This window comes from Streptomyces sp. NPDC004647, from assembly GCF_040609575.1.
In the GTDB taxonomy this organism is placed as follows: domain Bacteria; phylum Actinomycetota; class Actinomycetes; order Streptomycetales; family Streptomycetaceae; genus Streptomyces.
Genome location: NZ_JBEXKU010000027.1, coordinates 75911 through 85558 on the forward strand (window position 1 = coordinate 75911; position 9648 = coordinate 85558).

A 9648-nucleotide genomic window follows, 5' to 3' on the forward strand; every position below is an offset into this window, starting at 1 on the left:
GCCTCGAACCCGCGCCCGCCCGCGCGGGGCCCTTCTCCCCGTACCATCGGCCGGTATGAGCGCCCCGTACGACCCCGCCACCACAGCGCCCGCCCGCACCGCCGCGAAGCTCACCGTCAGCGACGCCGAGCAGATGCAGGAGCTGGGCCGGCGGCTGGCGAAACTGCTGCGCCCCGGCGATCTGGTGCTGCTCTCCGGCCGGTTGGGTGCGGGCAAGACGACGCTGGCGCGCGGACTGGGGGAGGGGTTGGACGTGCGTGGCGCGGTCACCTCGCCCACCTTCGTCATCGCGCGCGTGCACCCGCCGCTGAGCGGAGGACCCGCGCTGGTGCACGTGGACGCGTACCGGCTCGGTGGCGGGCTCGACGAGATGGAGGATCTCGACCTCGACGTGTCGCTACCGGAGTCGGTGGTGGTCGTGGAGTGGGGTGACGGGAAGGTCGAGGAGCTCTCCGAGGACCGGCTGCATGTCGTCATCGGGCGGGCCGAGGGCGACGAGACGGTCGAGAACGACGTGCGTGAGGTGGCGGTCATCGGCATCGGTCCGCGCTGGGCCGTGGCCGATCTGTCGCCGCTGGTCGGCTGATCAGCGCCCGCTCTCGGATGTACGTTCCGACAAGTCGTCGGCAAGATGTTGCGCGGTCGGCGCCGGGCGTGGTCACATGGAGTCGGAGACCTGGTTAGGTCTACCTAAGTCACCTAACCTCGCCTGTCACCAGGAGCCCTCAGGAGGCCCCCATGGCGCGACGTCACGAGCCCGCTGCTGACTCGCTGAGGCCGGGGCGCCGGAGCGATGAGCTCTCATCACCGTCCTCTTCGTCCCCGCCGTCGATGAGCCAGCTTCTGGCGTCCTGTGCGGCGGCGACCGCGGTGTCGACTCCGCCGGAGGCACCGGAGGAGGCGGCCGGAGGGAAGACATCTGAGGCGGTCTCGGAATCGGCCTCACCGCGGTCCCAGCAGTCCCCGCGGTCCCAGCAGTCCCCGCAGCCCCAGAAGTCCTCACAGCCCCCGAAGCCCCCGGAGAACGGGGATCGGAGGGAGGCCGCGTAGTCCGGTAACCCGTTCGGGTGAGATTCCGCCGCCCGCTCAGGCCACGACGACGACCTTGGTGCCGACCGTGGCGAAGTTCCACATCGCCTTGCCGTCAGCGCGCTTCTCGCGGATGCCACCGGTCTTCCTCTCCGCCTTCGGGTCCGGCACGGACCCGTCGACGGCGGCGCTGAAGCCGATCACCACGTCGTTGACGGAGGTGAACCGTACGACGTGCTCGACGGTCACCCCGTCCGAGCCGGGGATACGGGCCGAGCGGGAGGTGACCGCGTACTCGCCGGGCGTCGGGCTCACGGAGCTGGGCGCGACCTCGTACGTCCGGGTGAGCCGGTCGTCCCTGCCCACCAGCCAGATTCGCTTCTCGCCGAGCGCGTAGACGACGCGGACGCCGCTGCCGGAGGCGGCGGGGACGGGATGCTCCCCGCCGGCGTCCGTGGACTTGCCCTGCCTGTCGGCGGAGGCGGAGGACTCTGCGGAGGAGCGGCCTTTGAGGAGATCGGACGGCACGGTGGCGGAGGCCTGGTAGGCCAGGAAGCCGACCACGGCGAGGGCCGCGGCGCTGAGCCCCGCCACGATGATCCCCGAGCTGCTGCTCCGTGCCACGCTGTGCCGCCTCTCATCCCGACAATCTGTCCCGCACGTTGTGCGCACGCGTTTTTGCGCGCCGACCGTAACACCGGCCGCCCACGCCCCCGCGCAGGGCGCGAAATGGCGGCCGACCTGTCCCCCACCTGCGGGAACGCCGCCCGGTGAGTGCGGCGGAGACTCCCCTACCGGGGCGAACGCCCCCGGCCGGCCGACCGCCCCGGCGTGTGGGCCGGGCAGCGGAGCCGGTGACCCGACCGGAACCGCTGCCGTAGCCGCAGCCCCAGCCGGACAAGTCGCGCCCAGCGCGCGGGGCTTCCGCTACGCCCGAAGACGAGAGGGGCCTCGGCATCGGCCGTAAATTGAGCCGAGGCACCCGGGGCCCGGAAATGCCCCGGGCATCGCGGCGCAGCCCCCTGGAACCCGGAGCAGGCACCGGCGCCCGGGGCCGGCGCGTTCGGACCGCCGCACCGGGCCGCCTACGCCGCACACAGGGGCCGCCCGCGCAGAACGCTGGGCAGTCCCCCGGCCGGGCCGGGGTCCGCGAAACGCGCCGTAGGCTGTACGTGTGCTGCTGCTTGCGCTGGACACCGCCACCCCCGCCGTCACCGTCGCCCTCCATGACGGAGCCGGTGTCGTCGCCGAGTCGCATCAGGTGGATGCCCGGCGCCACGGCGAGTTGCTGCTGCCGGCCGTCGATCGCGTGTTGCGCGAGGCGGGGGCGAAGATCGACGGCGTGACCGGGATCGTGGTCGGCGTCGGGCCCGGTCCGTACACCGGGCTGCGCGTCGGGCTCGCGACCGCCGCCGCGTTCGGTGCCGCGACCGGCGCCCCCGTCCACGGGCTGTGCACGCTGGACGGGATCGCGTACGCCGCAGGGCAGGCCGGTCTCGACGGGCCGTTCACCGTCGCCACCGACGCCCGGCGCAAAGAGGTCTACTGGGCGCGTTACGCCGACCCCCGCACCCGTGTCTCCGAGCCCGCCGTCGACCGGCCCGCCGACATCGCGGAACGGGTCGCCGGTGCCCCGGTGGTCGGCGCCGGCGCGCTGCTCTACCGCGAGGTCTTCGCGGACGTACCGGACGGCGACGGCATGCCGAAGTACGTCGACGCGGCGGCGCTGGCGGCCCTCGCGGCCGAGAAGCTCGCCGCCGGCGCGGAGTTCCTGCCGGAACGGCCGCTCTACCTGCGCCGCCCCGATGCCCAGGTGCCCGCCAACTACAAGGTGGTCACCCCGAAGTGACTGCAGGGACCCTCGCGTTGCGCGAGATGCGCTGGTGGGACATCGAGCCCGTGCTGGAGCTGGAGCGCGAGCTCTTCCCGCACGACGCGTGGTCGCGAGGGCTGTTCTGGTCCGAACTCGCCCACGCCCGCGGTCCGTACGCGACCCGCCGCTACGTCGTCGCGGAAGCGGCCGGCACCGTCGTGGGCTACGGCGGCCTCTCCGCCGTCGAGGGGACCGGTGACGTCCAGACCATCGCCGCCGCGCGCGAGTACTGGGGCACGGGCCTGGGCGCCCGCCTGCTGACCGACCTGCTGGCCGGCGCCACAGCCTTCGAGTGCCACGAGGTGCTGTTGGAGGTACGGATGGACAACGCCCGTGCCCAGCGCCTGTACGAGCGCTTCGGCTTCGAGCCCATCGGCGTCCGCCCCGCCTACTACCAGCCGGGGAACGTGGACGCCCTGGTGATGCGCCGTACGGAACCCCCCGCAGCCGCACCGCCGGACGAGGCACCGGACGCGGATCCGCTCACGGAGCCACATGCAGCCCCGCATACGGCCCCGCACACCGCCCCACATACACCCCCGCCGACGCAGCGGCACCCAGACCCAGACCCAGACGCAGGCGAACAACAGGGAATGACCAACGATGGCTGACGAGCCGCTTGTCCTCGGCATCGAGACCTCCTGCGACGAGACCGGCGTCGGCATAGTCCGCGGCCACACCCTCCTCGCCGACGCGGTCGCGTCGAGCGTCGACGAGCACGCCCGCTTCGGCGGCGTCGTCCCCGAGGTCGCCAGCCGCGCGCACCTCGAGGCGATGGTGCCGACCATCCAGCGGGCGCTCAAGGACGCCGGGGTGACGGCGGGCGACCTCGACGGCATCGCGGTCACCGCCGGTCCCGGCCTCGCGGGCGCCCTGCTGGTCGGCGTCTCGGCGGCCAAGGCGTACGCGTACGCGCTGGGCAAGCCCCTCTACGGCGTCAACCACCTCGCCTCGCACATCTGCGTGGACCAGCTGGAACACGGCGCCCTGCCCGAGCCGACGATGGCCCTGCTGGTCTCCGGCGGCCACTCCTCCCTGCTGCTCGCGCCGGACATCACCAGCGACGTACGCCCCCTGGGCTCGACCATCGACGATGCGGCGGGCGAGGCCTTCGACAAGGTCGCGCGGGTGCTGAACCTCGGATTCCCGGGCGGCCCGGTCATCGACCGGTACGCACGCGAGGGCGACCCGGCGGCGATCAATTTCCCGCGCGGCCTCACAGGTCCCAGGGACGCGATCTACGACTTCTCCTTCTCCGGCCTCAAGACCGCCGTCGCCCGCTGGATCGAGGCGAAGCGCAACGCGGGCGAGGAGGTGCCGGTCGCGGACGTCTCGGCGTCCTTCCAGGAGGCCGTGGTGGACGTGCTGACCCGCAAGGCCGTACGGGCCTGCAAGGACAACGGCGTCGACCACCTGATGATCGGCGGCGGCGTCGCGGCCAACTCGCGGCTGCGCGCGATGGCGCAGCAGCGCTGCGAGGACGCGGGGCTCGTGCTGCGGGTGCCGCGCCCGAAGCTCTGTACGGACAACGGTGCGATGGTCGCGGCGCTCGGCGCGGAGATGGTGGCCCGGGGCCGGGCGGCATCGGCCTGGGATCTGTCGGCCGACTCCTCGCTGCCGGTGACGGAGACCCATGTACCGGGCGAGAACCACGACCACGGAGACGGCAAGGCCCACGGACACGGCCAGGCCCACGGAGACGCCAACGAGCCGCACACCCACGATCACTTCCACGAGCTGAGCAAGGACAACCTCTACTCATGACGGTCGCGCTGATGTGGGAGGCCCGCGCAGTCGAAGGACGCGGAGCGGAGCTCCTGGAGTGGGCTCGCGAGCAGTGGCTCGACGGCGAGCCGCTCCGCCGTGAGTACCTCGTCGCCCCGAAGGACCGTGTCCTGGTCATCACCTGGTGGGACGCCGCATTCGACGCGAACCTCCCCGAACTCCCCGATCCTGACCCGGACTTGCTCCACCGCCCGGTCCACCGCTGGCGCTTCGAAAAGGTCTGACTGCGACTGCTTGGGCCTGCGGCTCCCAGCCTCGCCATGAGCAGACCGCCGGCAGCATCAGAGCATCCCGTAAGTGGGACCACTCACGGCACTCAGATCCTCAGGAGGACTCGCGGTGCGAAGGGCGTCGGCGCCCGAACGCAGAGACGACGACGCCTGGGACGGCGAGAATCCGGGTGATCGATTTCAAGGGATCGGTGCGTGAGCAAGGCGAGGGAAGGGGGCAGACGCACCCGCAGACATGTGCCGCCGACCCTGGAACTGGAAGGTAGTTTGAGGCCATGGAACAGCGCATCAGTCTGGTCACACTGGGAGTTGCCGACCTGGCCCGTGCCCGACGCTTCTACGAAGCATTGGGCTGGCGCGGCCAGGAAGTCGAGGAGACGGTCTTCTTTCAGGCGGGCGGCCTCGGTCTCGTGCTGTGGGGGCGTGACAAGCTCGCCCGCGACTGCGGATTCGAGGAGGGGCCCGCGACTGGTTTCGGAGGGATCGTTCTCGCGCACAATGTGCGGTCCCGAAGCGAGGTCGACGCGCTCCTGTCCGAGGCGGAGCGGGCTGGCGGCAGAGTCACCAAAGCAGCAGTCGAGTCCGTCCACGGCTTCTACTCGGGGGCCTTTGCCGACCCGGACGGTCACCCGTGGGAGGTCGCCCACAACCCCGGTTTTCCGCTTGCTGAGGACGGCTCACTCATCCTGCCCGACCTCGGCACCCCCTGAGCAGGCGGAGCGGGCGGCAAACGGGCGGCGAGTTCGCTGGTCAGCACCTCGCTCAAGACGCAATTCGGGAAACTCCCGTCTGCCGACCCGCGGAACGGGCGAGGACGTTTCCGCTGGTCGCCCGCCGGTTGATCGGCTGAGGGAGTCCAACATCAGAGTCAAGACAGAACTGGACTCCCTCGGGACCGCGCTCCATGCGAAGACCGACGACCTGCTGAAGGACCCACCGCAACGCGCACTGTGGCGGCCAACGGTCGGGATCACACCGCGGTTGGGCGATGCCGAATTGGTCACGCTCGCAACGATGCAGGCCATGCTCGGCTTCACCTCCGAACGGTACGCATGGGGCTCCGCGACGACGATCGGCACGCTCTCGGTGGCGGCGGTACTGCTGGCTGCGTTCGTCGCAGTCGAACTCCGAGTCCGCCAACCGCTGCTCCGCATCGGGCTGCTGACACATCGTCCGGTTCTCGCCGCGAACCTCTTCGCGATGCTTCTCTTCTCCGGCCAGTTCGCAGCCTTCTACTTCGCCTCGCTGTATATGCAGTCGGCATCCCGGGGCTCTTGCAGACCGAGGAGTACGCCCGTGCGCTTCTCAAAGCCCATCATCCTCCGCTCGACGACGAGATCATCGAGGAGCGGGTGGCAGCCCGGCTCGAGCGGCAGGAGCTGCTGGTGCGCAAGCCAACCGCGCAATTCGGCTTTGTGATCGAGGAGATTACGTTGCGCCGCCCGGTGGGTGGAACCGAGGTGATGAAGCGGCAGCTGCGCCAGCTGCTGGAACGAGGCGAGTTGCGCAATGTCGCCATCCAAGTGCTGCCGACATCTCGGGGCGCGCATGCCGGAGTCAACGGCCCCTTGGTCCTTCTGGAGACACCTGACCACCAGCATTTCGCCTTCGTGGAGGGGCAAGCGACCAGCATGCTGCACTCGAGCCCGGGTGACGTCAGCGTGCTGGCGCGGCGCCACGCAATGATCGTTCGTCAGGCTCTTGGCATTGAGGAGTCGACTCGGTTCATCAGAGAGGTGGCAGAGGAGCTATGAGCGACGACCTGACGTGGTTCAAGTCCAGCTACAGCGGCACCGAGGGCGACAACTGCGTCGAGGTGGCCCTCTCCTGGCACAAGTCCAGCCACAGCGGCACCGAGGGCGCCGATTGCGTCGAGGTCGCCGCTTGCCCCGGGACCGTCCATGTCGGGCTCGAAGGACAAGTCCGGCCCGCAGCTGGGCTTTCCGGCCGAGTCGTGGGCGGCCTTCGTCACGTACGCGGCCGCGCTGAGCACATCGGCGAAGTGACGGCGCGCAAAGTCCCGGTAGCTGCGGCCGTGCTCACATCTGGGCTGCCGGGCGCCCGATCAGCATCGTCGGGGCGCCCGCGGCGCGGGTGAGGAAGACCGTGGCCGCGTTCGGGCCCTCCGGCTTGACCTTCTTGCGGAGCTCCTCCGGCTCGACGGCCGAACCACGCTTCTTCACCGTCAGATTGCCGACCTCGCGCTCCCGTAGCAGCGCTTTGAGCTTCTTGAGGTTGAACGGGAGCGCGTCGGTGATCTCGTACGCGGTCGCGTACGGGGTCGGGCGCAGCTCGTCCGCCGTGACGTAGGCGATCGTCGGGTCGATCAGCCGGCCGCCGACATCGGCCGCCACGTCCGCCACCAAATGGGCCCGGATGGCCGCGCCGTCCGGCTCGTACAGCCAGCGCCCGACCGGGCCCGCTTCGGGGTCCGGGAGCCCGGCGCCGGTCAGGGTGCGCGGGCCCGGCAGCAGCGTGGCGCGCCGCGCGCCCCGCCCGGTCCCGAACCAGAGCACCGCCTCCTTCACATCGCCGCCGTCCGAGATCCACTCGGCCTCCGCGTCGTCCGGCACGGCCTCGTGCGGGATACCGGGAGCGATCTTCAGCGCCGCGTACGGCGCCCTGCGCGCGGCCTCGGTTGCCCAGGACAGCGGCGGTGAGTACGCCTCCGGGTCGAAGATCCGCCCGCGGCCGCCCCGCCGCGCCGGGTCCACGAACACCGCGTCGTACCCCTCCGTGCCGACCTCCGTGACATCCGCACAGCGCACCTCGATGAGGTCCGCCAGCCCCAGCGCCTCCGCATTGGCACGGGCTACGGCGCAGGTCAGGGGGTCCCGGTCGACGGCCAGCACGGCCACGCCCGCGCGGGCGAGTGCGATCGCGTCGCCGCCGATGCCGCAGCAGAGGTCCGCCAGCCGCCGTACGCCCAGCGCGGCGAACCGGCCCGCGCGGTACGAGGCGACGGATGTGCGGGTCGCCTGCTCGACGCCGTTCGGGGTGAAGAACATGACGGCCGCGTCCTCGGCGCCGAACTTCGCCACCGCCCGCTGCCGCAGCCGCGCCTGTCCCAGTGCCGCCGAGACCAGCTCGACCGGGTGCTCACGGCGCAGCCGGGTGGCGGTCGCGAGCTCCCGGGCGGGGTCGTAGTCGCGCAGATCCGCGAGCAGCGCCCGGCCCTCGTCGGTGAGCAGGGCGGAGAAGGCGGAGAGGGGGTCGAGGTCGTCCACTCGGTCAATTGTGGGCCAAGCGGGGGATGGGACGGACCTTGACGGCGGTGTTGAGCCGTAGTCCGGGTCGGCCCTGGCATGATGCGGCGCCATGCAACTAGTACGACAAAATGAAAAAAATACTCAGATGCGACGATGGCGGACGACGGCACGGGGAGCCGCGGCGCTGATGCTGATCGGGGTGATCGGAGGCGCTTGCGCGCAACCTCCCGACCGCGCCGCCGCCCGGGCCAGGCCAGGGCCGGACGACGGGCAGCCACCTGTGAACCCGGACCTGTTGCTGTCGGCGGGAGTGGGGGCGCGGTACGGCGAGGGGTACGCAGGGCCACACCTCTCGGCGCCTCCACGCGAGCAGAAGCCGGGGCATGAGGGCCCTGAGCGGAAGCCGGAGCAGAAACCGGCGCAGGGACCCGAGCACAAGCCGGAGCGGAAGCCGGAACAGGGACCCGAGCACAAGCCGGAGCGGAAGCCGGAACAGCGGCCCGAGCGCAAGCCCGAGCGGAAGTCGGAACGGCCCGAGCAGAACCCGCAACAGCGGCCCGAGCGGAAGTCCGAGCAGGGGCCGGCGCGGGCAGGACAGCCCGGCACGCAGCTCGGTACGTCGAATCCCGCCGCGGACACCCCCCGGTCCCTGGCGATCTACTCCCGGGAGGTGGCGAGAATCGAGGCCGCCCGCCTCCGGACCGCCCAGAGCTGGGGTCTGCGCCGCGCCCCGCTCATCCCGCCGGCCCCGCCCGCGTTCAAGGCGCCGCTGATGACTCCCCGCGGCCTCGGCGTCGGACGGGGCCTGCCACCGGTGATCACCAATGTCCCGACCCGCAATCGCGTCGTGTTCCTGACCATCGACGACGGCACGAACAAGGACCCCCAGCTGATCCGTATGCTGCGCGAGCTCGACGTACCGGTCAGCGCCTTCCTGACCGACGACGCCGTACGCGACGACTATCCCTTCTTCCGCGAGCTGCAGAACCTCGGTGTGGCCATGAACAACCACACCCTCAGCCACCCGAATCTGCGCACTCTCTCCTACGCGGAGCAGCGCCGGGAGATCTGCCGCCAGCAGATGAATCTGGAGCGGGAGTTCGGCGTCCGCCCCCGGCTCTTCCGCCCGCCGTACGGGAACTTCGACCGGGACACACTGCGCGCCGCCAAGAGTTGCGGCCTGCGTGTCGTACCGCTGTGGACCGAGGAGGCGTTCCCGCACCGCATCGAGGCCCTCGACTCGAACGGCAGGCTGCACCCGGGCGACATCATCCTCACGCACTTCCGCGGGCCCCGGGAGTGGAACGGAACCATGGCCGACATGGTCCGCCGGGTGCTGCGCACGGCCACCGAGCAGGGCTTCGCGGTGGCCAGGCTGGAGGACTACGTCTGATCCGCTCCACGCTGCGGCACCGATGCGGGGGCACCGGGGCGCGAGAGCGGCGCTGCTCGAACGGGATGCGAACAGCCGGGGGCGTCCGCGCGGCGCGCCGTGAGCGCGTTGGCACTCTAGTTGACTGAG

General features: G+C 71.1%; 10 protein-coding genes and 2 pseudogenes. 10 read left to right on the forward strand and 2 right to left on the reverse strand.

Annotation, left to right across the window (positions count from 1 at the left end; translation table 11 throughout):
• Nucleotides 1-55 precede the first annotated feature (55 nt).
• Nucleotides 56-586 carry a tRNA (adenosine(37)-N6)-threonylcarbamoyltransferase complex ATPase subunit type 1 TsaE gene (gene tsaE, locus ABZW18_RS14770; RefSeq protein ID WP_356187025.1) on the forward strand — a complete coding sequence of 177 codons (531 nt, stop codon included), beginning with the start codon at nucleotides 56-58 and terminating at the stop codon, nucleotides 584-586.
• 500 nt (nucleotides 587-1086) lie between these two features.
• On the opposite strand, the gene ABZW18_RS14775 is transcribed toward tsaE, so the two are convergent.
• Nucleotides 1087-1653, reverse strand: a complete 567-nt coding sequence (locus ABZW18_RS14775) for a L,D-transpeptidase (RefSeq protein WP_356187027.1) — start codon at nucleotides 1651-1653, stop codon at nucleotides 1087-1089.
• Nucleotides 1654-2203: 550 nt separating this feature from the next.
• Here ABZW18_RS14775 and tsaB point away from each other — a divergent pair.
• The 8 genes and pseudogenes from tsaB to ABZW18_RS14815 all read left to right on the forward strand — a co-directional run bounded on the left by tsaB (nucleotide 2204) and on the right by ABZW18_RS14815 (nucleotide 6923).
• Nucleotides 2204-2878 (forward strand): tRNA (adenosine(37)-N6)-threonylcarbamoyltransferase complex dimerization subunit type 1 TsaB, encoded by a 675-nt coding sequence (gene tsaB, locus ABZW18_RS14780; protein ID WP_356187030.1) that lies wholly within the window; start codon nucleotides 2204-2206, stop codon nucleotides 2876-2878.
• Nucleotides 2879-2904: 26 nt separating this feature from the next.
• Nucleotides 2905-3513 (forward strand): ribosomal protein S18-alanine N-acetyltransferase, encoded by a 609-nt coding sequence (rimI, locus tag ABZW18_RS14785; protein WP_356187062.1) that lies wholly within the window; start codon nucleotides 2905-2907, stop codon nucleotides 3511-3513.
• The gene (gene tsaD, locus ABZW18_RS14790; protein WP_356187033.1) at nucleotides 3506-4666 is read left to right on the forward strand and encodes a tRNA (adenosine(37)-N6)-threonylcarbamoyltransferase complex transferase subunit TsaD; all 1161 of its coding nucleotides are present in this window, start codon (nucleotides 3506-3508) and stop codon (nucleotides 4664-4666) included. Before rimI ends, tsaD begins: the two co-directional genes overlap by 8 nt.
• The gene (locus ABZW18_RS14795; RefSeq protein ID WP_356187036.1) at nucleotides 4663-4911 is read left to right on the forward strand and encodes a hypothetical protein; all 249 of its coding nucleotides are present in this window, start codon (nucleotides 4663-4665) and stop codon (nucleotides 4909-4911) included. Before tsaD ends, ABZW18_RS14795 begins: the two co-directional genes overlap by 4 nt.
• Nucleotides 4912-5192: 281 nt before the next feature.
• A complete protein-coding gene (locus ABZW18_RS14800) occupies nucleotides 5193-5627 on the forward strand; it encodes a VOC family protein (RefSeq protein WP_356187039.1) in 435 nt (144 codons plus the stop codon).
• Between the two features lie 343 nt (nucleotides 5628-5970).
• A pseudogene (locus ABZW18_RS14805) lies at nucleotides 5971-6174 on the forward strand (MFS transporter); the annotation flags it as partial.
• A 17-nt stretch (nucleotides 6175-6191) separates the two neighbouring features.
• Nucleotides 6192-6671, forward strand: a complete 480-nt coding sequence (locus ABZW18_RS14810; protein ID WP_356187041.1) for a DUF5753 domain-containing protein — start codon at nucleotides 6192-6194, stop codon at nucleotides 6669-6671.
• Nucleotides 6668-6923: pseudogene (locus ABZW18_RS14815) on the forward strand (DUF397 domain-containing protein). Before ABZW18_RS14810 ends, ABZW18_RS14815 begins: the two are co-directional and overlap by 4 nt.
• Nucleotides 6924-6956: 33 nt before the next feature.
• Here the strand turns inward: ABZW18_RS14815 and ABZW18_RS14820 are convergent.
• Nucleotides 6957-8144 (reverse strand): methyltransferase domain-containing protein, encoded by a 1188-nt coding sequence (locus ABZW18_RS14820; RefSeq protein ID WP_356187044.1) that lies wholly within the window; start codon nucleotides 8142-8144, stop codon nucleotides 6957-6959.
• 127 nt (nucleotides 8145-8271) lie between these two features.
• Here ABZW18_RS14820 and ABZW18_RS14825 point away from each other — a divergent pair, with 127 nt between their 5' ends.
• Nucleotides 8272-9519 carry a polysaccharide deacetylase family protein gene (locus ABZW18_RS14825; RefSeq protein WP_356187047.1) on the forward strand — a complete coding sequence of 416 codons (1248 nt, stop codon included), beginning with the start codon at nucleotides 8272-8274 and terminating at the stop codon, nucleotides 9517-9519.
• Nucleotides 9520-9648: the final 129 nt, after the last annotated feature.

Excerpts from the sequence above, each read along its gene's own strand:
- ABZW18_RS14825 (WP_356187047.1), top strand. The coding sequence starts at position 8,272 with ATGCGACGATGGCGGACGACGGCACGGGGAGCCGCGGCGCTGATGCTG.
- ABZW18_RS14800 (WP_356187039.1), top strand. The coding sequence starts at position 5,193 with ATGGAACAGCGCATCAGTCTGGTCACACTGGGAGTTGCCGACCTGGCC.
- rimI (WP_356187062.1), top strand. The coding sequence starts at position 2,905 with ATGCGCTGGTGGGACATCGAGCCCGTGCTGGAGCTGGAGCGCGAGCTC.
- tsaD (WP_356187033.1), top strand. The coding sequence starts at position 3,506 with ATGGCTGACGAGCCGCTTGTCCTCGGCATCGAGACCTCCTGCGACGAG.
- tsaE (WP_356187025.1), top strand. The coding sequence starts at position 56 with ATGAGCGCCCCGTACGACCCCGCCACCACAGCGCCCGCCCGCACCGCC.
- ABZW18_RS14795 (WP_356187036.1), top strand. The coding sequence starts at position 4,663 with ATGACGGTCGCGCTGATGTGGGAGGCCCGCGCAGTCGAAGGACGCGGA.